A 22,673-nucleotide genomic window follows, 5' to 3' on the forward strand; every position below is an offset into this window, starting at 1 on the left:
GACGCATGCGCGAGGGAACGATGGACGATTCCACACTGCCGAACACACCGGACGCCCTGGCGCGCCCCGGACGCTGGCAAGGCGTCGCCGGCGACTGGGCCTCCGACCAGCGGGCGTTCCGGACCGCGTCCTGGGGCAAGGTCATGATGTGGATCTTCCTCCTGAGCGACACCTTCATCTTCAGTTGCTTTCTGCTGTCGTACATGACGGTGCGGATGTCCACCACCGAGCCCTGGCCCAATCCCAGCGAGGTCTTCGCGCTGCGGATCGGCGGCCAGGAGATCCCGCTGATCCTGATCGCCATCATGACCTTCGTCCTGATCAGCAGCAGTGGCACCATGGCCATGGCGGTCAACTACGCCTATCGGCGCGACCGGGTGCGGACGGTGATCCTGATGCTGCTGACGGCCGCCTTCGGCGCCACCTTCGTCGGCATGCAGGCCTTCGAGTGGACCAAGCTGATCACCGAGGGCGTCCGCCCCTGGGGCAATCCCTGGGGTGCCTTCCAGTTCGGATCAAGCTTCTTCATGATAACCGGATTCCACGGCACGCACGTCACCATCGGCGTGATCTTCCTGATCCTGATCGCGCGCAAGGTCTGGCGGGGCGACTTCGACCAGGGCCGCAAGGGCTTCTTCACCAGCCGGTCCGGACGCTACGAGATCGTCGAGATCACCGGCCTCTACTGGCACTTCGTCGATCTGGTCTGGGTCTTCATCTTCGCGCTGTTCTATCTTTGGTAAGGGGCACGACCATGGCGCAGGCCGAGGCGCAGCAGCATCCGATCCGGCTCTACCTCATCGTCTGGGGCTGGCTGTTCGTGCTCAGCACCTGTTCCTACCTGGTCGATTATTTCGGATTCCAAGGCTATCTCCGCTGGTTCCTGATCCTGCTGTTCATGATCGTGAAGGCGGGCCTGATCGTGGCGGTGTTCATGCACATGGCCTGGGAACGGCTCGCCCTGGTCTATGCGATCCTGGTGCCGCCACTGGTCCTGCTGGTGTTCGTGGGCATCATGGCCTTCGAGTCGGACTACACCCGCTTTACCCGGCTGGCGTTCTTCGCGATGGGACAATAGGAAAAGACAAGGGCTTTGCCCTTAACCCGGCAGGGGCCACAAGGCCCCCGCGGCCCAAGAATGGGATCCAAGGGCCTATGGCCCTTGGTGGAGGTCCAGGAGGCAAAGCCTCCTGGTAGGGTGCGGGGCAAGGCCCCGCCGTCACGGCCTGAGAGTGATTCCGGTAAACGGCGTGCCTCCCAGCACATGCACCTTGTAGCCGACCACATTGCTGCGCACCGCTGAAAACGCCGGGGTGTCAGCGAACAGCACGGCGGGAACGTCTTCGGCGAAAACCTCCTGCGCCTGTTGGTACAGCTTCGTCCGCTCGACTGGATCGCTGACCACGTTGGCGCGGGAGACGAGATCGCTGAAGGCGGCGTTGCACCAGCGGCTCCAGTTGCCGGGCCGGGGCTTGCCGCCGGGGCAGGCCCAGTAGCCGTAGACGAGCTGGCTCGGGTCCGGGTAATCCCAACTGCCGCCCAGCATGCCGACCGGGGCCTCGCTGCTGCGCACCCGGCGCAGGTACTCGCCCCATTCATAGGTCACGATCTCGGCCTGCACGCCGATCTTCGCCCAGTCGGCCTGGATCATTTCCGCGGCCCGGCGTCCGTTGGGCATGTAGGCGCGCGCCACCGGGATGGCCCAGATCTGAGTGCGGAATCCCTCCGGATAGCCGGCCTGCACCAGCTTCGCCTTCGCCGCGGCGGGATCGTACGGGCGCGGCCGCACGCCGGGATTGTGCCCCCACAGCACCGGCGGGATCAGGGCCCCGGTCGGCTCCCCCACCCCCTGGAAGACGCTTGCCACCAGCGATTTCAGGTCGATTGCCATGGCCAGCGCCTCGCGCACCTCCCGCTTGTCGAAAGGCGGGCGGTCGGAGCGGAAGGCGATATAGCCGATCGAGGCCATCTTCCCGCTCGCGAGCCGCAGTTGCGGATTGGCGCGAATGGCGTCGAAATCGGCCGGGTTCGGATAGCGGGCGATATGGCATTCGCCAGCCCGCAGCTTGGCCAGCCGCACCGCCGGATCAGGCACGATGGTAAATACGAGGGACTCGACCTGGGCAACCCGGTCCGGCAGCCTGGCCTGTTTCGCCCAATGCTGCGGGAAGGCGCGGAAGCGCAGATCGGTGTCGCGCTGGTAGCGCACGAAGGAGAACGCGCCAGTGCCGATCGGCTCGCTGTCCAGCCGCTCCGGCGTGCCCGCCGCCAGCAACTTCTCCGCATATTCGGCCGAGAAGATGGCGAAGGACTGCATCGACAGGATGCCGAGCAGGGAGGCTACCGGTTCCTTGAGGTCGAAGCGGACGGTGTGATCATCCACCGCGACCACGGCGTTGACGCGGTCGCGCAGCAGCGAATCCCATTCGTCGTAGCTGAGGCCGCCGATACGATGGAACGGATGGTTGGGGTCCAGCATGCGGTTGAAGCTGAACACCACGTCGGTGGCCGTGAGATCGCGTGTCGGCGTGAATGACTTGTTGGCGTGGAACTTCACGCCGCGGCGCAGATGGAACGTCACCGACAGCCCGTCCGGTGCCGTGCTCCAGGATTCTGCCAGGGCCGGCTGAATGACCGAGCCGCCGCGCTCGGTCTCGACCAGTTCGTCGTAGATCTGCGCACCGACATCGAAGACGGTGTTGGCGGTCGAAAGCTGCGGGTTCAGCACCGCCGGACTCGCCTCGGTGCAGACCACCAGCGTGCTGGCGGCCCGGGCGGCGGGCGCTGCCAGCCCGAGCGCGAGACCGGCCGCGGCAGCCAGCGAAATGCGACGGATCATGCGCCCCCCTCCCCGGCATAGGCGGCGGCGAGTTCCGGCAGCAACAGCGTCCAGGCAGCCATGCCTTCGTCGAAGGAGGACAGCCGGAAGAACTCGTTGGGCGCGTGCACGCCGGAATCGGAAATGGCGTAGGAGACCATCACCGTTTCCATTCCAAGATGCTCTTTGATCAGCGACGAGATCGGCAGGGTCCCGCCGACGCCGACATGCAGCGGGCGCTCTCCGTGCAGGGCCAGCATCATGCGCTCGACGGCCAGCAGCGCCGGATGGTCGTCGGGCAGCGCATAGGCGCGGGCACCGCCGGCTCCGCGTCGCACGGTCAGACGGGCGTAAGGCGGGCACTGCGCCTGCAGATGCCGCTCCACCGCCGCTGCCACCACCTGCGGATCCTGGCCGATGCCCAGGCGGCAGGTGATCTTGGCGCTGGCGGTATGCGGCAGCACCGTCTTGGTGCCGGGCCCGCTATAGCCGGAGGTGATGCCGTTGATCTCCAGCGTCGGGCGCAGCCACATCGCCTCCAGCATATTCACGCCACGTTCCACCGCCCCCGGCAGGGCGCCGATCTCGCCGAGAAACCCCGCCTCGTCGAAATCGATCGCGGCGATGGCGGCACGGTCCTGCGGCCCTGGCGGACGCAACCCTTCGAAGAAGCCGGCGACGGCAACGCGGCGGTCGGCATCGTGCAGACTGGCGACCATCTGGCAGAGAACCGTGGCGGCATTGGCCACCGCCCCGCCGTAGCGGCCCGAATGCAGGTCCTCGTTGGCCGTCTCGACGGTGAATTCCAGCGCGCAGAGACCGCGGCTGTTGGTATTGACGCTGACCAGATCGGGCCGCCAGCGGCTGCCATCGGCCGAGATCAGCACATCGGCACGCAGCAACGCGGCATGGCGCTGCAGGATGGTGGCGAGCGAACGGCTGCCGACCTCCTCCTCGCCTTCCAGCAGCAGCCGGACATTGACCGGCAGCCGGCCCTCGGTCGCCAGCACCGCCTCGATGGCGGCGAGCGCGGTCCACAGCGGCCCCTTGTCGTCCGAAGCACCGCGGCAATAGACACGCCCGTCGCGGATGGTTGGCTCGAACGGCGGCGATCGCCACAAATCCAGCGGGTCGGGCGGCTGCACGTCGTAATGGCCGTAGACCAGGATGGTGGGGGCGCCGGGAGCGCCGAGCCATTCGGCATAGACCGCCGGATTGCCGCCTTCCTCGATCAGCCGCGCCCCTTGCAGGCCGATGCGCGTGACATGATCGCGCAGGAAGGCCGCGGCCTCGGCGACCGCCCCCGCGCAGGCGGGATCAGTGCTGACGCTGGGGATACGCATCAGCGCCAGCATCTGCTGCAGCAGGCGGTCGCGGTGGACCGCCAGCCACGACTGCGCCGCGGCAGAGGACCGCGGCGCCTGCTGCACGGTCACCGCGCCGCCGTGAACACGACTTCCAGCAGCGTGTCCTTGCTGCCGAGATCGGCGACGCCAATGGTCGCACGGGTCGGCAGATGCTCGCCGAAGAAGGCGACCCAGGCCTCGTTCATCTCCTTCTTCAGCCCCAGGTCAGTGACGTAGATGGTGGCCGCCAGCACCTTGTCGCGGCCGCTGCCGAACGGGGCGAGAATGGCCTCGAGCCGCTGCAGCACCTGCTCGGTCTGCCCCTTCATGCCGACGCTGCGGTCCTCGGCGACCAGCCCGCCGACATGCAGCACGCCGTTATATTCCACCACGCGGTGCATGATCGGCGTGCGGCCGTGTCGTTCGATCATTTACAAAATCTCCTGGTTGGAAGGGGTCATGCCGGCCGAATCCCCGAAAGCGGCGAAACGGCGGACCGAAAACGGGGCGATCGGCAGGGAGGCGGTGCCGGTCTCCACCAGCTCGGCCAGCAACTGGCCGACGATGGGGCCAAGCTGGAAGCCGTGTGCGGAGAAACCGAAGGCGTGGAAGGCACCTTCCTCGGTGCTGCTCGGGCCGATCACCGGCATGTCGTCGGGCAGGCGCGATTCGATGCCGGACCAACTGCGCACCACCACCGCATCGCGCATCACCGGAAACAGCGAGGCCACGGTCGCAGCGCTCTCGTGCAGCTTGCGGAAATCGACCGAGGAGGTCTCGCGGTCCAGATAGGGAATGCCGCGATAGCCGCCGCCGATCATCACCGTCCGGTTCGGCATCTGCTTGAAGGACAGCTTGCGCTCCACGCCGATCACCACCGGCTCGACGAAAGGCGGCAGCGGCGCGGTCACCATCATCATCGGCGCGATCGGTTCCAGCGGCACCGTCTCGCCCAGCGCCGCCGCCACCTCCGCGCCCCAGGCACCGCCGCAGTTCAGCAGCACCGCGGCTTCCACCGGGCCAGCGGTGCTTGCCACCTGCCACCGCCCGGCCACGCGGCGGAAGCCGGTGGCGCGCGTGCCTTCCAGCACGGTGGCGCCGGCGCGGATCGCCGCGGCACGGAAGGCCATGGTGGTGTGATAGGGACTGGCGAAACCGTCCTCGCGCGAGACCAGCCCGCCCAGGCAACCCGGCGCCAGCGCCGGCAACAGCGCGTACAGCTCCTCCGGGCCGATCAGTTCCTCATGCGTGTAGCCATGCGCCGCCATCTCCGCGGCACGGTCGCGCAGGCGGGCGAGCCCGGCCTCGGTCTCCGCCACCGCGACCTGGCCGCTGACCTGAAAACCACAGTCCTCGCCGACCAGATCGGCGATATGGTGCCAGATGCGCATGGAGGCGCAAGAGAGCGGCACCTCCGGCAGCACGCGCAGCAGCCGCCGCACCCCGCCCGCGTTCACGCCCGAGGCATGGCGGCCGGCGCTTTCCTTCTCCAGCAGGATCACGCGGCGGCCGCGCCGGGCCAGATGCAGGGCGGCGGAGCAGCCGTGCAGGCCGCCCCCCACCACCACCGCATCCGCCGTCAGGCTCACCGGGGGATGTCCATGGCGGCCAACTCGCCCACGGTGACCGGCTTGAGTGGCGGGCGGATGCGGAAATACCCGACCTCGTCCATGCCGATGCCGCGCTCGGCGGCGATCAGCGCCGAGACGGTCAGGCCGCACATGCGCCCCTGGCACGGCCCCATGCCGGCGCGCAGGAAGCTCTTGGCCTGGTTGGGACCAAGGCAGCCGTGCCGCACCACCTCCCGAACCTGACCGGCGGTGATCTCCTCGCAGCGGCAGACCACCACCTCGTCGGCCGGGGTCAGGATCTCCGCGCGCGGACGGAATATGCGCTCCAGCAAAGGCCGGATCGCCAGATGCGCCGCCAGTTCCCGCCGGTCCGGGGCGGCCCCGGCGTCACGCCGCGCCGCGTCGATGCGGCCAAGCTGGTGCAGCACCTCCCAGGCGGCGATCCGTCCGGCATGCTCGGCCGCGAGCGCGCCGCCGATGCCGCCGCCATCGCCCGCGACCAGGAAGCCCGGCACGCTGCTGTTGCCCCAGGAATCCAGCACCGGACGGAAACAGCATTGCGCGTCGTCCCAGACATGCTCGCAGCCGAGCGAACGGGTGACCTGCGTCATCGGCACCACGCCCTCGTGCAGCGCCACCAGCGTCGCCGCGACGCGCCGCGGACCGCCCGGCGTGCGGAAGCTGACCGCCTGCGCCTCGGTGTCACCCTCGATGCGGATGTCGCTGACCTCGCGGAAGACCGGGATGCCGGCGCGCCACAGCGCCAGCTTCATCTGCACGCCCTTGAGCAGGTAGCCGCGCGCCACCCGCCCCAGCGCCGCCGGCAGATGCCGCAGCGCCGCCAGTGCATCCGCCCGCGTCGCCGTCTCCAGGATCGCCGCCGGCTTCACCCCGGCGCGCAGGCACTGCATCGCCACCACGGAAAGCAGCGGCCCGGAACCAGCCAGCACCAGCCCTTCGGCGGGCAGTACCTGTGCCGATTTCAGCAGGATCTGCACCGCACCCGCGGTCATCACCCCGGGCAGGGTCCAACCCGGCACCGGCACCGGACGTTCCATCGCACCGGTCGCCAGCACCACCGCACGGCCTTGCAGCAGTTCCGAACGGCCGCCGCTGGTCACCCAGACCTCGCGCTCGGCCGTCACCTGCCAGACCTGGGTGCCAGGCCGGTAACTGGCGCCGCTGGCGCGGAAGCGCGCCGCGAGCGTGCCGCCATGGGCGTATTCCGGGCCGAGGATGCGCAGCAGCCCGGCATTGGCCTGCCCGGCCTCGATGGCGCGGTAGATCTGCCCGCCCGGCGCCGGCTGCTCGTCCAGCACGACGACCTGCGCGCCCTGCTCGGCGAGCAGGCTCGCGGCGGCAAGCCCGGCCGGGCCGGCGCCGATGACGATGGCGTCCCAGACGGTGCTCATGCCAGGCCTCGCGCGCCGTGCTGGCGCCGCACCTGCATCCCCTCGGCGACCGGGGTCTGGCAGGACTGGCGGTTGGCCACGCCGTCGATCTCGACGAGGCAGTCGAAGCACACGCCCATCATGCAATGCGGGGCGCGCGGGGCACCGCTCACCGGGGTCTCGCGGAAGACGCCGATCCCGGCCGCCAGCAGGGCCGCCGCGACGGTCTCCCCGGGCCGGGCGGCGATGCTCTGCCCCTCGAAGGTGAAGCGCAGCGTCGCCTGCGCCGGATCAAGCCGCTTGAACATGGAATCGCCTGCTGGAGAAAGTCTCGAAACCTTGGGGAAGCGCGCCGGCCAGGATGGCGGGGGCCAGCGCCAGCGCATGCGCGCCGGCCAGCGTCACGCCGCTGTGGCAGGCCGCCGAAAACGCGCCGGGATGGGTTTCCGACTGGTCGTAGACCGGGAAGCCGTCCGGCGTCATGACACGCAACGCGCCCCAGACGCGCACAACCGTGGCATCGGCCAGGCAAGGCAGCGCCGCGAGGTTGCGCGCCGCGATCTCGTGCATCGCCGCGGCGGTGGTGCCGGCATTGAAGCCGACATCCTCGTGGCTGTCGCCGAGCATCACCGAGCCTTCCGCGGTCTGGCGGATGGTGTGGCCGGGATAGTCGAGGAAAGGCCGCATCCGCTCGGTGACCAGGATCTGGCCGCGCAACGGCGTCACCGGCATGTCGAGCCCCACCATCGGCGCCAGTCGCGCCGCGCCGAGCCCGGCGGCAATGACGATCTTGCCGCTGCGCAGCGTGTTCGCCCCGGCCTGCACGGTGAAGCTGCCTTCGGTGGGATCGATGCGATCGACCATGTGGTTGGGCAGATACGTGCCGCCCGCCGCCACCAGCGCCTGCTGCAACGCCCGCAGTGTGTACAACGGGGATGCGTGGCCGTCGCGCGGACAATAGGCGGCGCCGACCACGCGGTCGCCAATGGCCGGCACCATGGCACGCAACTCGTCGCGGTGAATGATGCGGGTGCCGATATCACCGCTTTCATTGTGCATGCGTTGGATGAGAGCCGCACGCTGTTCCAGTTCCGCCTCGGAGAGACAGAAGATCAACCCGCCTGGCTGGCGCAGTGCCACGTCGAGGCCGGTCTTCGCCGCCATGTCGCCGGCCAGCTCCGGCCAAAGCTCCGACGAGCGCAGGGTCCAGCGTGCATAGGCCGGCATGTTCGCGCCCTTGCCCTGCACCCAGACCAGGCCGAAATTGCCGCGGGAGGCGCGGAAGGCCGTGTCGCCCTCGTCCAGTAACCCGACCCGCGCCCCCTGCCGCGCCGCCCCCCAGGCGATCGCGCTGCCGACAAGGCCGCCGCCGACGACCAGCAGATCGAAACTGTCGCTCACCGCCGCCCCCCGGAGAACAGTCGGTCAACGCCGTAGAGCCGGTCGAGCAGGATCAGCAGCACGGTGGTCAGGGCCATGATCACCGCCGAAACCGAGGCAACCAGGGGGTCGGTGGTCTCGGCGATGTGGGAGAACAGCCGCAGCGGCAAGGGCGTCACTTGCGGCGAGGAAATGAAGATCGTCACGGTCAACTCATCGAAAGAGGAAATGAAGGCGAGGATCCAGCCGCCGGCGATGCCGGAGAGCAGCAGTGGCACGGTGATGCGCCAGAAGGCCCGCCAGGAGGACGCGCCGAGCGAGACGGCCGCGCGGTTGAGGTTGGGATCAAGCCCGGCCACCGCCGCCAGCACCATGCGCAGCACGTAGGGACCGACGACGATGGCATGGCACAGCACCAGCCCACCGAAGCTCCCTTGCACCCCGAACAGCGTCAGGAAGCGCAGGAAGCCGACGCCAAGCACCACCGCCGGCACCATCAGCGGCGACATCACGAAGCCCAGGATCGCCTCGCGGCCGGGGAAGCGGAAACGGCCGATCGCCAGCGCCGCCGGCAGCAGCGCCACCGTCGCCAGCGTCGCGGATGCCAGGCCCAGCCGCACCGAGATCCAGAAGCTGTCGATGAAATCGGGATTCTCGCCGATCGCCCGGAACCAGCGCAGCGACGGGCCATCGACCGGCAGCGACAGGTAGCCCTCCGGGGTGAAGGCAACCAGCGCCACCACCACCAGCGGTGCCAGCATGAAAATGACGAACAGCGCGTGGAAGGCCAGCGCCAGGGGACCGTTGCGTCTCATGCCGTGGCTCCCTGGGTGCGACGTTCGACGATGCGGTTCCACAGGAGCATGATCGCCATCACGGATGCGACCAGCAGGCAGGCGATGGCGGCGCCGAGCGGCCAGTTGAGCGTGGCAAGGAACTCGTCGTAGATCGCCGTCGCCGCCACCTTCAGCCGCCGTCCGCCGATCAGCGCCGGGGTGGCGAAAGCACTGGCCGACAGCGAGAACACGATCAGGCTGCCCGACAGCACGCCCTGCATCACCTGCGGCAGCACGATGCGGAAGAATACCACAGCATCGGAAGCGCCGAGCGAAATCGCCGCGTTCTCGCCGGCGGGATCGACGCCCTGCAGCGCGGTCCAGACGGCCAGCACCATGAATGGCACCATCACATGCACCAGGGCGATGATGATGCCGGTTTCGGTGAACAGCAGCTCGACCGGCGTGCCGCTCAGGTGCAGGGCCTGCAGTCCCTGGTTGATCAGGCCGTTGCGGCCCATCAGGATGGTCCAGCCCAGCGTGCGCACCACCACCGAGATCAGCAGCGGCCCCAGCACCACCAGCAGGCAGAGGCCCCGCCAGCGCGGGCTCAGCCGGCTGATGATCCAGGCTTCCGGCACGCCGATCAGGGTGCAGATCACCGTGGTAGCCAGCGCGATCCGCAGCGTGCGCAGGAAGATCGTATGGAAATACCCGTCCGACAGCACCTCGGTGTAGTTGTGGAGCCCCCAGGTGAGCAGCACGCCTTCGGTGTCGCTGTAGCTGTTGAAGGAGAGCAGCGCGGTCATGGCCAGCGGGGTGGCCAGCATCACCCCGTAGAGCAGCAGCGCCGGCAGGCAGAGCCAGTACGGCGTCGCCCGGGGCCGGCGCACCGTGGCGGGATCAGTGGCCAAGGCGGGCGGGCTCCGCGGGCAGCACGCGCAGGCTGGAGGCATGCCAGTCGAGCCCGACCACATCCCCCTCCGCCGGCGGCACCCGGTTGGTGTTCTGCTGGTAGACCAGCAATTCGCCGAGGTCGCTGTCGACCTGGAACAGCCAGTGCGTGCCGAGGAACAGGCGGGAGCGGATGGTGGCGCGCAACTGCCCGCTGCCGGGCTCGGTCATCCACAGTTTCTCCGGCCGCAACGAACACAGCACCTCCCCTTGGGGCGCCGGTGGCCCGCCCGGCGGCAAGGCCAGGGTCAGCCCGCCCGGCAGCGCGATGCTGCGGCCGGTGACGCGCGCGGGCACGTTGTTGCTCTTGCCGAGGAAGGTGGAGGCGAAATCGTCCGCCGGGTATTCGTAGGCAGCCTCGGGCGTGTCGATCTGCACGATGCGGCCGGCACGCATCACCGCGATGCGGTCGCTCATCGCCATCGCCTCGTTCTGGTCATGCGTCACCATGATGGTGGTGATGCCCAGGCTGCGCTGCAGGCGGCGCAACTCGATCTGCATGTCCTCGCGCAGCTTGGCGTCGAGGTTGGACATCGGCTCGTCGAGCAGCAGCAGCCGCGGCTCGATCACCAGCGCGCGGGCAAGCGCCACGCGCTGCTGCTGGCCACCGGAAAGCTGGCGCGGATAGCGCCCGGCGAGATGGGCCAGATGCACCAGTTCCAGCGCCCGCCCGACCCGCTCGGTGCGCTCGGCGCGAGGCACGCGGCGCATCTCCAGCCCGAAGGCGACATTCGCCGCCACCGTCATGTGCGGGAACAGCGCATAGGACTGGAAGACGATGCCGATGCCGCGCCGGTTGGCCGGGACCCGCGTGAGGTCCCGGCCCTCGATCGTCACCGAGCCGGCAGTGGGCTCGATGAAGCCGGCGATCATCTGCAGCGTGGTGGTCTTGCCACAGCCGGAAGGACCAAGCAGAGAAACGAATTCGCCCTGCCGCATCGCCAGCGTCACATCGCTCACGGCATGGAAGTCTCCGTAGCGACGTGCCAGGCCGGTCAGTTCCAGAAAGCTCATGTCAGCATCCGTCCGCGGAAGCGGTACCACCCTGGCTGATCAGCGCTCGATCTCCCGGTTCCAGCGCTTGGTCCAGGCGTCACGCTTGGTGTTGATCGCCGGCCAGTCGAAGGTCACCAGCTTGGCGATCTCCGCCGGGCCATAGGGCATGCCCTGCGCCTGTTCCGGCGTCAGTTCAACCTTCTTGTTCACCGGCCCCGCGCCGGTCTCGGCGAAGGCGACCTGGGCGGGCGGGGCCAGCAGAGTCTCGATGAAGGCCTGCCCGTCCGCCTCGTTGCGCGCGCCCTTGACCACGCAGGCGGTGGTGAACAGCGCCGGCGAGCCTTCCTTCGGGAACACGAACTTCGCCGGGAAGCCGGTCATCGCCAGCGCCTTGGTGCGCGAGCTGCCCCACACGGCGGCAACGATCTCGCCGCTCTGGAACAGTTCCGACATGCGACCGGGCGAGGATTCGAAGGCACGCATGTTGGGGGCGATCTTGCTCTTCATGTAGGCGAAGCCGGGATCGATGTGGTCGATGTCGCCGCCGTTGATGCGGGCGAACATGATCAGTTCCTGCAGGCCGTAGGTGTTGTCGATGCCCGGGGTCGCGATCTTGCCCTTGAACTTGGGATCGGCGAGATCGGTCCAGCCCTGCGGCACCGCCCAGCCGAGCTTCTGGAAGGCATCGGCGTTATAGGCGATGCCGACGCCGACCGCGCCGGTCGCCACCGCCTCCGGGCTGATCTTGGCTACGTCATAGAGGTTGGCATAGCTCGGGCCCGGCTTGAGCGGCGCGCAGAAACCCAGTTGCAGCGCCCGCTGCATCGGCCCGTCATCGACGATGATGACGTCGATGTCAGGCGCGTTCTTCTGCGCCTGCAGCTTGGCCAATGTATCGGTGGAGTTGCCGGCGACATAGGCGATGCGCACGTTGCGGGATCGTTCGAAGTCAGGAAAGACCTTCTGGCGCATGATGGTCTCGAACGAGCCGCCATAGGCCGCGACGTACAGCGTCTTCTGCTGCGCCTGGGCCAACGAAGGGACACAGGCCGTGGCGCCGATCAAGGCAGCGGCAGCAGCAATTGCCCAGTTTTTGCTCATGTAACCGATCAACCTCCGCGCTACGCCGGGAAAATCAAGTTACTGCACAGGTTGTGTGCAGACGCTCATTCCGTCAAATGCTAATATTTTCTGGTTTCATGCCTCCAGGTTATCCGATTCGCCCATGACCCCCCAACGCCTGCGCCGGCTCCACGCCTTCCACCTGGTGATGCGCACCGGATCGGTGACCCAGGCCGCCGAGGCACTGTCGATCTCCCAGCCGGCGGTCAGCAAGCTGCTGCAGGCGCTGGAGGCAGAAACCCATCTGGTGCTGTTCGACCGCTCGCGGCGCCGGCTGCTGCCCACGCCCCAGGCCACGCGCCTGCACCTGGAAGTGGAGCGCCTGTTCCGCACCGCCACGGGCATCGACCATCTCGCCAACGAATTGCGCGCCGCCGGGCCGGGCGAGTTGCGCATCGCCGCGCTGCCGTTGCTTGGCGCCCGCACCATGCCGCTCTGGCTCGCCACCTTCGCCCGCCGCCATCCCGGCCTGCGCACGTCACTGGAAATCCGCTCCTCGCGCCAGATCGCGCGCAGCATCGCCGCCGGCGAGATCGATCTCGGCTTCGCCCTGGCGCTCAGCGGCGCGCTCGGCGTCGGGCGCCATCCCTTCATGGAAATCCCGGCGGTGATCGTGCTGCCACGCGGCCATCGCCTGGCGTCACGCCCGTCGCTGGTGCCCAGGGACCTGGAAGGCGAGAGCTTCGTCTCGCTCGGGCGGGAGGACGAGGCCCGTGACCTGGTGGACAGCCTGTTCGAAAGCCACCGGGTGAAGCGGAAGATCAGCATCGAAACCAATGTTTCCTCGGCCGCCTGCGCGCTGGTCGCGGGCGGCGCCGGAGTCGCGCTGGTGGATGCCCTCACCCCCGCCCTCTACAGCGCCGAGGTGGTAGCCCTGCCCATCCAGCCGACCGTCCGCTTCAAAATCGAGATGCTGACGATGGTCGGCCGGCCGCCGTCCGCCCTGATCGACAAGTTCACCGCCTTCATCGCAGAAAGGCTGGCCGTGCCGGGCAGCCCGTGGCTGGTGTCGCCCTCCGGATAAAGCCCGGGCTCAGTCGTCGCGGCGCAGACGGCTCGGCAGCAATTCGCCGTGGGTCTCCAGCACGGGATAGGCCGCGGCGGCCACCAGATGCGCGTTCACCCGGCGGAGGTCGCGCAGCAGATCGAGGTGCAGCGCGCTGATCTCGGTCGCCTCGCCGGCGCGCATCGCCGCGAAATGCGCCTCGGCCGCTTCCGCCTCGATGCGCCGGAACTCCGGTTTCTCCTCGGCGAGCAGGCGCGCGAGGCGTGGATCCTCGGAGAGGAACAGCGCCGCCGCCATCCGCAGATTGGCGCCCACCCGCTGCAGCACCTGGGCAAGCTCGTCCTGCTGCGCCGGCGTGAGCGGCCGGCCGCGCTTGAGCGCGCGATTGGCCAGGACCAGCAGGTTGCGGTCCACCACGTCGCCGGCATGTTCCATATTGATGACGAAAGTCAGGATCTCGGTGACGCGACGGTGATCCGCCTCGCTCATCGCCTCGCCGTCGAGGCCACTGAGATAGCCGCGGATCGCGCCAGTGAGGCGGTCGAGCACGTCATCGAGCCGTCGCGCCTCGGCAAGCCGGCGGCGATCGGCGCGGGCCAGCCCTTCGGCGAGGCCGGCCAGCATCGCTTCCAGCACGTCGGCCAGACGCAGCGCTTCCCGCGCGGCGCCGCCGAGCGCCACCACCGGGGTCTCGCGGGCGGCGGCATCAAGATAGAGCGGGCGCGCCGGATCGGCCGGATCGACGCGCGCCGGCAGCAGGCGGCGGAGCAGCCGCGCATAGGCGGGCAGCAGCGGAAACAGCAACGTCGCCAGCACGAGATTGAACAGGGTGTGGAAATCGGCAACGAGCCGCGCGGCATCGCCCGGCATCGCCGCCAGCACCGGGGCGAGCCGCGGCAGCACCGCCAGGGTGACGACCACCCCGAGCACGCGGCTGGCGAAATTGCCGAGCGGCACCCGCCGCGCCACCGGATCCGCGCCGCTGCCTTCCAGCACCGGATTGATCGCGGTGCCAAGGTTGGCACCGAGCACGAGCGCGAAGGCAGCCGCCAGCGGCAGCACGCCCTTGGCGGCCAACGACATCACCAGCAGCACGATGGCAACGGAGGAATGCGCGGCCCAGGCCAGCACCGCGCCCACCAGCACATCCAGCAGAGGCTCACTCGCCAGCGCACCGAGCAGCAGGCGCAGGCTTGGGGTATCCTCATACGGCGTCACGATGTCGAGCAACTGGCGCAATGCCAGCAGCATCAGCCCGAGCCCGATCAACACCCGCCCGACATCGCGGGTCGCGGCCGCATCGGCACGGCGGAACGCCAGCACCCCGCCCAGCACCAGGGCCGGCGAGAGGAAAGACACGTCGAAGGACAGCGCCTGCACGATCAGCGTGGTGCCGACATTGGCCCCGAGCATGACCGCCAGCGCCGGCACCAGATCGACCATTCCGCCCGCGGCGAATCCCGTCACCATCAGGCCGGTGGCGGTGCTGCTCTGCAGCAGCGCGGTGACGCCAAGCCCCGCGGCGAAGGCGGCGAAGCGGTTGCGCAGCGCCTGGCCGAGCACTGTCCGCAACCGCGCGCCCCAGGCGCGTTGCACGCCCGTCTGCACCATGTGCACGCCCCACAGCAGCAGGGCGACCGAGCCGGCAAGTTCAAGCAGCGTGCGGGGAAATTCCATCCGGTTTCCTCCGATGGGCGGCAGAACCCATAAGGATCCACCAATGGCACCCCCGGGGGAAGTCACGCCGTGTCACATGCGTCGCGGTTGCCGCTCCGTCTCAGCGCAGCTTCTGCCCGGGATCCGCCGGATTGAGGCCCAGCGCAGTGACGGTCTGCGGATTCACCCGGCCGGTGACCTGGATGCCGCTGGATTGCTGGAAACGCTGCAGCGCATCCTGCGTGCCCGCCCCCCAGGCGCCATCGATGCTGCCCCGGTAATAGCCGAGGTCGCGCAGGCGCGATTGCAGGTTGCGCACTTCCACGCTGCTCAGTGGCCGCGGTGCCTGGGCCGCGTCCTGGTCGGCGGCCGCGGCAGCGAGCAGTTCGGCGGGATTAAGGTTCAGCATCGCCGCGGTCGCCTGGTTGAGCTGGCCGGTGGCCTGCAGCCCGTGGCCCTGCTGGAACTGCCGCAGCGCGGCGGCGCTGTCCTCGCCCCAGATCCCGTCCACCACTCCGGTATAGGCCCCGAGCTGGCGCAGGCGATCCTGGACCGAGCGCACGGCGGCGGGCGCAAGCGGCTGGTCATAGGTCAGTTGCGACTGCGCGAGCGCCGGGGCAGCGAACAAAGCAAGCGCGCAGGCGGCAACGAACGGACGTGGGATCATGGCGGCCCTCCTCCTTTTTCTTGCCGCCGCGAACGCGGGCCGGGCCACCCGGGTTCTTGCCCCAGGTTGGCAGGGTGTTGCCATTCTGTGCCGCGCAGCGCACCTGGGGTGCAGGGGCCTTGTGGCCGTCACGCGTAAGCGTGCCTGCGCACGACGCTGGGTCCAGGGCAAAGCCCTGGCCTTACTTGCGCGTTACCTGCGCCAGCCAGTCCTGCAGATTGTAATAATTGGAAATTCGGGCAACCCGGCCGTCGCGCAGGGTGAAGAACGCGCCGGCCGGCAGCACGTAGCTTTGCCCCTGCGCCTCGGGCAGGCCGGGGTCGGTCTTCAGGTAGGTGCCATGGACCGTGAACTCGGCGGCGGCCCGCGTGCCATCGGGCGCGGTGAGGATCACCAGATCGGCGATGCGCTCGCGGTAGCAGGCATTCATGCGCGCGAGGAAGCGCGCGAAGGCCTCGTGGCCGACCTCCCGCCCACCCTGGTTGATATCGTGCACGACATCCTCGGTGAGCAGGGCGAGGAAGGCGACCTCGTCGCCGGCATTGAAGGCGTCGTAATAAGCGCGGATCACGCGCGCCGTATCGGCAGTGGCATTGGGGACGGCGGCGCTCATGGCATCTCCCGGGGCGTGAGCAGGGGACAGGGGGGCGGCGGCGCCGGCCAGTCGCGGTGATTGCGCACGCCGCCATCAGTGCGAACGGCTTCGAGCCGGGCGGGATCGAGGGTGGCGAACACAAATTGCCCGGCATCCGGCTCGCCCTCGATGATCACGCCATCCTCGGGGAAGCCGCGATCGACCGGGCCGTAGACGGCGGCGAAGCCGCGGTTGACGTCGAGCGTGGCCAGGTGCGGCGCCACGCCCACGGTGGGCGCGATGGCGACAAAGCACTGGTTCTCCAGCGCCCGTGCCCGCGCCGAGAGCCGCACCCGGTTGAAGCCGTGCAACGTGTCGGTGCAGGTCGGCGCCAGGATCAGCCAGGCCCCCGCCTCCACCTGCGCGCGCACCAGCGAGGGAAATTCCAGGTCGTAGCAGATGGCGATGCCGATCCGGCCCCAGGGCGTTTCGAACACGGCGGGCGGATCACCTGCCCCGACCCCCCAGGCTTCCGCCTCGAAGCGGGTCATGACGCGCTTGTCCTGGAAGGCCACGCGCCCGTCCGGCGCGATCAGCGGGGCGCGGTTGCGCACCCGGCCCTGCTCGCGCCAGGGCAGCGAGCCCGGCAGCAGCCAGACCTGATGCCGCCGCGCCGCCGCGCGCATGACCTGCAGCACGTCGGCCGCGCGGGCACAGACCGCGTCGAGCTCGGCGGCGGGGTCGGTCGGCGCGCCGAGCGGAGCGGCGACCTCCATGCAGGCATATTCGGGCATGACCAGCAGCTCGGCGCCACGGGCGCCTTCGGCGATCAGCCGGTCGAGCTTGGCGGCGAAGGCCTCGAAGCTGGCGAGGGGCTCGACGGGATACTGCAGCAGGCCCAGGCGCAGCTCGCTCACGGCAGGTCGGCTCCGCTCAGGGACTTCACCCAGAAGGCCAGGGTCTTCGATGTCTCGGCCGGCTCGCCGACTTCCTTCCAGGACATGGTGCAGGCCAGCCCGGGATCAGGCGAGAAGCCGCGCCGGCGCCAGAAAGTGTCGAGCGGCTGCCAGGAAGCCGGGCGCGCGGGATGGTCGGCCGGGCGACGCACCGCGCAGAACGTGGCGAAGTCGCAGGACGACACGGCACGGGCATGCGCCTCGCGGGCGGCGAAGAAACCGACGCCAAGCCCCTGGCCGCGATAGGCCGGCAGCAACACGGATTCACCGAAATAGAAGAACCGGGCCGGATCCCAGCCGCGCGCGCGGAAGGGCGCGGTGACGTTGTCGGTCTCGTCGGCGAGCGGCAGGCAGGTGGCGGCCCCGACCGGCGTGGTCCCGTCGAAGGCCACGATCACCCCCGCCTGCGGGCTCGCGGCATAGGTCCGCAGGTACTCCGCCTCGTAGCCCTCGTCACCGTCGTAGAGATAGGGATACTCGCGAAACACCGTGATGCGCAGGCGGGCGAGCGCCGGCAGCAGCGGCAGCAGTTCGGCACCGCCGAGGGTCTTCAGGACGATCGATGAAGTGGCCATGACCCGGATCTAGGGCCGCGCCAATCGACGATGCAAGGGCGCGCCGTCAACGCGTCGGCAGGAAGCGCGTATCGATGATATCGTTGGCATCGATCCGACCTTTCACCAGCTTCTGCGAGATGAACCAGTCGAGTTGCCTGACAACATCGATGACGTCGAGCGCCGCCCCCTCGTCGTACCAGCCGGCGCCGTCGCGGATCCGTTCAGCCGCCTTCGGATCACCGGGAAACACATACGGCTTGATGGCGGCGATGGCGGCCTCGGTGGCCGGACCATGGACCGGCTTGAAGTCGGACCCGACGCGCAGGAAGGCCTGGCGGTATTCGGCCACGCCCTTCTGGTAGCCACGACAGAAACGGCGCAGCACATCGGCACGGGCCGGCATGAGCATGGCCCGCCGCGCGAACAGGGCGGTGACCTGGCACGGCACGGCCTCGCCGACCCAGGCGAGCAGCTTCACCTCCCCCGCCTCGATCAGCGGGCGCGCAACGGAGGCAACCGCCATGATGGAATCGACCTCGCCGCTGCGCACGGCGGCAAGCATGTTGGAAACGGTCTGCAGCGGGCGCACCGTCACCGAATTGAAGGCGAAGCCACGCGCCTGGGCGAGCCGGCCGAGCATGCAATGAAACGAGCTGCCGGGCTGGGTCACGCCGAAACTGTGGCCGGGCAGCTTGCGCAGATCGGTGAGGCCGGCGTTGTAGGCCCGGTTGGACACCAGCAGGGCGGTGAGCCCGAAGCCTTTCTGCTCGTGCAGCCCGCCACCGATCACCTTCAGCGCGCCCCGTCCGGCGAGGGAGAAGAAACCGGCGGTCAGCCCGGTCACGCCCAGGTCGATATCGCCGGCCACCGCGGCCTCGGCGATCGGCTGCGCCGCATCGAAGAAACGGAACTCGACCGCAACGCCCTCGGCCGCCCAGGCGCCGTGCGCCTGGGCGAGATAGAACGGTGCCGGGGACAAGGTGTGCAGCAGCCCCAGCCGCACCGGGCCGACGGCCTGTGCCCGAGGTGCACCGAAGGCTGCGAGGGCTGGCAGCAGCAGGGCGGCACGGCGGCCGATAGGCATGGGTCTGTCTCTCTGGATCCGGGCGGAGCACATGCCACAGTCGCGGCGGTGCGGCCAGCGGGCGCTGACTCGGCACCGGGGCGCCCGGGCACGAACCGATGGTCACGGTCCGAAAGTGGCCAAAATGCGCATGGGTCATGGCAACACCGTGCATGCCGCCATCGCGCCCGGCGCGGCGCAATCGCGCCGAGGTGATTGGCAGGACACGGGCCGGCCGCGGTGGCCAGCGGCGCGCGGAGGGGGAACGAGGCGGCGACGCGACCCTGGGCAAGGCGACGGCGCAGGGGACCCGTGCTAGGAACGCCGCCATGGCGCCACCTCCCCTTCTCCTGCTCCAGAACATCGCGCTGACGCTCGGCGCGACCCCGTTGCTCCGCTCCGCCGAGTTGTCGGTCGGGCCGGGGGAACGCCTCTGCCTGGTCGGGCGCAACGGCTCCGGCAAGTCGACGCTGCTGCGCGTCGCCGCGGGGCTGCTCACCCCGGATTCCGGCACGCGGTTCCTGCAGCCCGGCACCACGATCCGCACCCTCACGCAGGAGCCGGACCTGTCCGGCTTCGCCACCACGCTGGCCTTCGTGCAGGCCGGGCTCGGACCGGGCGACGACCCGCACCGCGCCCGCTCCGTGCTGGAGGAACTGGGCCTGACCGGCGAGGAAGACCCGGCCCGGCTCTCGGGCGGGGAAGCGCGGCGGGCGGCGCTTGCCCGGGTGCTGGCCCCGTCACCGGATATCCTGCTGCTGGACGAACCGACCAACCACCTCGATCTGCCGGCGATCGAATGGCTGGAGACCGAACTGGCCACCACCCGCGCGGCCGTGGTGATGATCAGCCACGACCGCCGCCTGCTCGAGAAGCTGTCGCGCGCGGTGCTGTGGCTCGACCGCGGCGAGACGCGCCGCATGGAACGGGGCTTCGCCGCCTTCGAATCCTGGCGCGACGAGGTGCTGGAACAGGAAGAGCGCGACCGCCACAAGCTCGCCCGCAAGATCGTCGCCGAGGAGGACTGGCTGCGCTACGGCGTGACCGCGCGGCGCAAGCGCAACGTGCGCCGCCTGGGCAACCTGCACGAGCTGCGGGCACGGCACCGCGCGGCGCAGGGGCCGGTCGGTACGGTGAAGCTGGAAGCCGCCGAGGGCGAGACCTCCGGGCGCATCGTCATCGAGGCGCGCGACCTGGCAAAAAGCTTCGACGGGCGCCCGATCGTGCGCGGGCTGACCACCAAGATCCTGCGCGGCGACCGGGTCGGCATCGTGGGCGCCAACGGCGCGGGCAAGACCACCCTGCTCGGGCTGCTCACCGGGCGGATCGAGGCGGATGCGGGCACGGTGAAGCTGGGCGCCTCGCTGCAGATGGTGACGCTGGACCAGCGGCGGGAAAGCCTCGATCCCGCCGCCACGCTCGCCGACACCCTGACCGGCGGGCATGGCGAGACGGTGGTGGTGAACGGGCAATCGCGCCACGTCATGGGCTACATGAAGGACTTCCTGTTCCAGCCGGCGCAGGCGCGCACGCCGGTCGGCACGCTTTCGGGCGGGGAACGCGGGCGGCTGGCGCTGGCGGTGGCGCTGGCGCGGCCGTCCAACCTGCTGGTGCTGGACGAACCCACCAACGACCTGGACCTGGAAACGCTCGACCTGCTGCAGGAATTGCTGGCGGATTATCCCGGCACGGTGCTGCTGGTCAGCCACGACCGCGACTTCCTCGACCGCGTGGCGACATCCGTGATCAACGCCGAGGGCGACGGGCGCTGGGTGGACTATGCCGGCGGGTTCTCCGACATGCTGGCCCAGGGCGGACGCATCGGTGGCGCGGCGGCAGCACCCGTTGCCGCCGCGAAACCGCGCCCGCGCAGCAGTGCCGAACCGGTTGTGGCGACGTCACGCAAGCTGTCCTTCAAGGACAAGCACGCGCTGGCGACCCTGCCGGCGCGCATGGAAGCGTTGCAGGCCGACATCGCACGGCACCAGGCGGCGCTCGCCGATCCGGACCTGTACCGGCGCGATGCCGCCGGATTCGCGCGGCTGTCGGACGCCCTGGCGAAGGCCACCGCGGACCTCTCGGCCGCGGAAGAACGTTGGCTGGAACTGGAAATGCTGCGCGAGGAGGTGGAGGGGCGATGAAGGCGATGGCCTGCCTGCTGCTGGTGGCGATCAGCCTGTCCGGCTGCGGCCTGGCCGCGGCTCCGTGCCGGGTGACCTCCGCCGTGCTGAAAATCGTGCCGGTGGTAGGGCATCCGGTGGCGGCCCCCACGGATGCCTGCGCCGAAGCGATCGATCCGTAGGCGGATTTGCCTCGGGCGGCCGGTTCCGCCGGAGCGGGAAACGTCCCGGGCCGGCGGAACCCGATGACTCCCGGACGGCCGGCGTCCGGTCAGCCGGAGAAATGAATGGCGCTGGACGGCAACGATGTCACGCCGTGCAGAACCAGTTCGCCGCCGCCGCTCCCGCCGCTGAGGATGGTGTCGCCACCGCTGACATCCTGCTGCAGAGAGGACTTCATCGACGATGGCAATTGCACCATGTCGCCGCGGTCGACCGAGAACTTGTCGACCTCCCTGCGCCCGGAGCCGCCGCCATAGGCGACCAGGAACGGCTTCTGCCCATTGGCCGTGACGCGCGACTGCTTGTCGTTGAGCGAGACCCTCTGGAATACCGGCGAGGTTGCGGCGTCAAGCAGCTTGCCGGTCAGGGAACTCGCCGGCACCTGCGCGTCCCCCCCATCCACCGGCTTGGAAATGCTCATCGACCTGACATGCAGGTTCACCCGGCCGGAGGCATCGGTGACCTGGGCGCCGAAAATCACCGGTTCGTTGGGGACACGCTCGGTGGTGGAGAACATTTCCTCCCCATCGATGTAGTAGGTCAGGCGTCCCGGCTGCCAGTTGTAAGCATAGGTGTGCCACTGCGTGGTATCGACCTGCATGGTACGATGGTGAAACGCATCCCTGCCCCCCTTGTCCCAGTGAATGGTGGTGAACATGCTCTGGCGGGACGGGTCGGCGCTTTCGAGCAGGTCGATCTCATGCCCCGGCCAGGCATTGTCCGCCGGCCACAACACGACACACGCCCCTTTCCCCTGGCCGGGATCAAGCCGCGCGGTCACCTGGTAAAGCCCATAGGTGTTGGGCGTGGTTCCCAGAAACCCGACCCGTCCGCCTCCACCAGCGGATAATGTGACGCCATCGTCGTGAAATTTAGCATCGCCATTCGCTGCCCAAAACAATGGGAAGTTATTGAGCGATTTATCCTCAGCAAAATTGTTACCCTGGACAGAGCGAAAGTTTGCAGAGTTGAGATAAGCCATCCATATTCCTTCCAGATGGTTCAAAATGAGGCAATGCAGTCTCCTAATTACACGGAGGCGTGCATCGGAACGCCCGCTAGCAGCCCCACCAGAACCTGCAAACCGCAATGTGCCGCTTGGGCGTGAATATTCATTCTTGGGCCATGACATGAGGCATGAATTAGGAAAACATCCTGAATTTCTATATTTGCGTTAAAATTTTTAACGCTTCATTACGCATAAAGTTATATTATGAAGTCTGATCGATACAACTTCATTAATGCTTACATAGCTAGTTTTCCGGACTTTTCCTCATCTTCCGGCAAAAATAGAACCGGTTTCGTGCAGGCGACGCCCCCGAAACCGTCGGGCCTGCCCCCGGTGGCGGCCAGAAACCATCAGGCGAGCAGAATATAACGATATTACAAAATATTATGCAGGTATTGCCGACCTGGTGAGCGGTCAGGAACGGTGCAATGCCAGGACAGAACTCTGCCCCTGACCGCCCACGTCACGCCGGTTCGGTACCGCAGCAGG

The 22,673-nt window shown here is 68.7% G+C and carries 23 protein-coding genes; 5 read left to right on the plus strand and 18 right to left on the minus strand.

The window, feature by feature from the left end; translation table 11 throughout:
* The first annotated feature begins 20 nt into the window (after positions 1–20).
* Positions 21–743: a heme-copper oxidase subunit III family protein gene (locus NBY65_RS00190; RefSeq protein WP_150042929.1), complete on the plus strand. Its 723-nt coding sequence runs from the start codon at positions 21–23 to the stop codon at positions 741–743.
* Positions 744–754: 11 nt separating this feature from the next.
* Complete coding sequence (locus NBY65_RS00195; protein WP_150042930.1) at positions 755–1,078, plus strand: cytochrome C oxidase subunit IV family protein; 324 nt, start codon at positions 755–757, stop codon at positions 1,076–1,078.
* A gap of 141 nt (positions 1,079–1,219) precedes the next feature.
* On the opposite strand, the gene NBY65_RS00200 is transcribed toward NBY65_RS00195, so the two are convergent.
* The 11 genes from NBY65_RS00200 to NBY65_RS00250 are packed head-to-tail and all read right to left on the minus strand — an operon-like array spanning position 1,220 to position 12,333.
* A complete protein-coding gene (locus NBY65_RS00200) occupies positions 1,220–2,839 on the minus strand; it encodes an ABC transporter substrate-binding protein (protein WP_150042931.1) in 1,620 nt (539 codons plus the stop codon).
* Positions 2,836–4,254 carry a dipeptidase gene (locus NBY65_RS00205; RefSeq protein ID WP_239002935.1) on the minus strand — a complete coding sequence of 473 codons (1,419 nt, stop codon included), beginning with the start codon at positions 4,252–4,254 and terminating at the stop codon, positions 2,836–2,838. The genes NBY65_RS00200 and NBY65_RS00205 overlap by 4 nt, the downstream gene beginning before the upstream one ends.
* On the minus strand, positions 4,251–4,595 hold the full coding sequence (locus NBY65_RS00210; protein WP_150042932.1) for a RidA family protein: 345 nt from the start codon (positions 4,593–4,595) through the stop codon (positions 4,251–4,253). Before NBY65_RS00210 ends, NBY65_RS00205 begins: the two co-directional genes overlap by 4 nt.
* Positions 4,596–5,753, minus strand: a complete 1,158-nt coding sequence (locus NBY65_RS00215) for an NAD(P)/FAD-dependent oxidoreductase (protein ID WP_150042933.1) — start codon at positions 5,751–5,753, stop codon at positions 4,596–4,598.
* Positions 5,750–7,147, minus strand: coding sequence for an FAD/NAD(P)-dependent oxidoreductase (locus tag NBY65_RS00220; RefSeq protein WP_150042934.1), 1,398 nt, complete (start codon positions 7,145–7,147; stop codon positions 5,750–5,752). Before NBY65_RS00220 ends, NBY65_RS00215 begins: the two co-directional genes overlap by 4 nt.
* Positions 7,144–7,434 carry a (2Fe-2S)-binding protein gene (locus NBY65_RS00225; protein ID WP_150042935.1) on the minus strand — a complete coding sequence of 97 codons (291 nt, stop codon included), beginning with the start codon at positions 7,432–7,434 and terminating at the stop codon, positions 7,144–7,146. Before NBY65_RS00225 ends, NBY65_RS00220 begins: the two co-directional genes overlap by 4 nt.
* The gene (locus NBY65_RS00230) at positions 7,418–8,527 is read right to left on the minus strand and encodes an NAD(P)/FAD-dependent oxidoreductase (RefSeq protein WP_150042936.1); all 1,110 of its coding nucleotides are present in this window, start codon (positions 8,525–8,527) and stop codon (positions 7,418–7,420) included. The genes NBY65_RS00225 and NBY65_RS00230 overlap by 17 nt, the downstream gene beginning before the upstream one ends.
* A complete protein-coding gene (locus tag NBY65_RS00235) occupies positions 8,524–9,321 on the minus strand; it encodes an ABC transporter permease (protein WP_150042937.1) in 798 nt (265 codons plus the stop codon). Before NBY65_RS00235 ends, NBY65_RS00230 begins: the two co-directional genes overlap by 4 nt.
* A complete protein-coding gene (locus NBY65_RS00240) occupies positions 9,318–10,196 on the minus strand; it encodes an ABC transporter permease (protein ID WP_239002936.1) in 879 nt (292 codons plus the stop codon). The genes NBY65_RS00235 and NBY65_RS00240 overlap by 4 nt, the downstream gene beginning before the upstream one ends.
* The gene (locus tag NBY65_RS00245) at positions 10,186–11,250 is read right to left on the minus strand and encodes an ABC transporter ATP-binding protein (RefSeq protein WP_150042939.1); all 1,065 of its coding nucleotides are present in this window, start codon (positions 11,248–11,250) and stop codon (positions 10,186–10,188) included. The genes NBY65_RS00240 and NBY65_RS00245 overlap by 11 nt, the downstream gene beginning before the upstream one ends.
* Before the next feature lie 39 nt (positions 11,251–11,289).
* Entirely contained in the window at positions 11,290–12,333 is a 1,044-nt protein-coding gene (locus tag NBY65_RS00250; protein ID WP_150042940.1) for an ABC transporter substrate-binding protein, read from the minus strand.
* Positions 12,334–12,457: 124 nt separating this feature from the next.
* On the opposite strand from NBY65_RS00250, the gene NBY65_RS00255 reads away from it, so the two are divergent.
* Positions 12,458–13,378: a LysR substrate-binding domain-containing protein gene (locus NBY65_RS00255; RefSeq protein WP_150042941.1), complete on the plus strand. Its 921-nt coding sequence runs from the start codon at positions 12,458–12,460 to the stop codon at positions 13,376–13,378.
* Between the two features lie 9 nt (positions 13,379–13,387).
* Here NBY65_RS00255 and NBY65_RS00260 read toward each other — a convergent pair whose 3' ends face one another.
* The 6 genes from NBY65_RS00260 to NBY65_RS00285 all read right to left on the minus strand — a co-directional run bounded on the left by NBY65_RS00260 (position 13,388) and on the right by NBY65_RS00285 (position 18,854).
* Positions 13,388–15,037, minus strand: coding sequence for a Na/Pi cotransporter family protein (locus NBY65_RS00260; protein WP_150042942.1), 1,650 nt, complete (start codon positions 15,035–15,037; stop codon positions 13,388–13,390).
* 100 nt (positions 15,038–15,137) lie between these two features.
* Entirely contained in the window at positions 15,138–15,683 is a 546-nt protein-coding gene (locus NBY65_RS00265) for a peptidoglycan-binding domain-containing protein (RefSeq protein ID WP_162530722.1), read from the minus strand.
* A gap of 181 nt (positions 15,684–15,864) precedes the next feature.
* Positions 15,865–16,296, minus strand: a complete 432-nt coding sequence (locus NBY65_RS00270) for a ketosteroid isomerase-related protein (protein ID WP_150042944.1) — start codon at positions 16,294–16,296, stop codon at positions 15,865–15,867.
* Positions 16,293–17,174, minus strand: coding sequence for a carbon-nitrogen hydrolase family protein (locus NBY65_RS00275; protein WP_150042945.1), 882 nt, complete (start codon positions 17,172–17,174; stop codon positions 16,293–16,295). The genes NBY65_RS00270 and NBY65_RS00275 overlap by 4 nt, the downstream gene beginning before the upstream one ends.
* Positions 17,171–17,788, minus strand: coding sequence for a GNAT family N-acetyltransferase (locus NBY65_RS00280; protein ID WP_150042946.1), 618 nt, complete (start codon positions 17,786–17,788; stop codon positions 17,171–17,173). Before NBY65_RS00280 ends, NBY65_RS00275 begins: the two co-directional genes overlap by 4 nt.
* 46 nt (positions 17,789–17,834) lie before the next feature.
* The gene (locus tag NBY65_RS00285; protein WP_162530723.1) at positions 17,835–18,854 is read right to left on the minus strand and encodes an ABC transporter substrate-binding protein; all 1,020 of its coding nucleotides are present in this window, start codon (positions 18,852–18,854) and stop codon (positions 17,835–17,837) included.
* Positions 18,855–19,162: 308 nt separating this feature from the next.
* On the opposite strand from NBY65_RS00285, the gene NBY65_RS00290 reads away from it, so the two are divergent.
* Positions 19,163–20,974, plus strand: a complete 1,812-nt coding sequence (locus NBY65_RS00290; RefSeq protein WP_150042948.1) for an ABC-F family ATP-binding cassette domain-containing protein — start codon at positions 19,163–19,165, stop codon at positions 20,972–20,974.
* On the plus strand, positions 20,971–21,135 hold the full coding sequence (locus NBY65_RS00295) for a DUF6726 family protein (RefSeq protein ID WP_203330614.1): 165 nt from the start codon (positions 20,971–20,973) through the stop codon (positions 21,133–21,135). The genes NBY65_RS00290 and NBY65_RS00295 overlap by 4 nt, the downstream gene beginning before the upstream one ends.
* Positions 21,136–21,224: 89 nt before the next feature.
* Here the strand turns inward: NBY65_RS00295 and NBY65_RS00300 are convergent, their stop codons facing one another.
* Complete coding sequence (locus NBY65_RS00300) at positions 21,225–22,157, minus strand: glycoside hydrolase family 16 protein (protein WP_162530724.1); 933 nt, start codon at positions 22,155–22,157, stop codon at positions 21,225–21,227.
* Between the last annotated feature and the right edge of the window lie 516 nt (positions 22,158–22,673).

This window comes from Rhodovastum atsumiense (genome assembly GCF_937425535.1).
Lineage (GTDB): Bacteria > Pseudomonadota > Alphaproteobacteria > Acetobacterales > Acetobacteraceae > Rhodovastum > Rhodovastum atsumiense.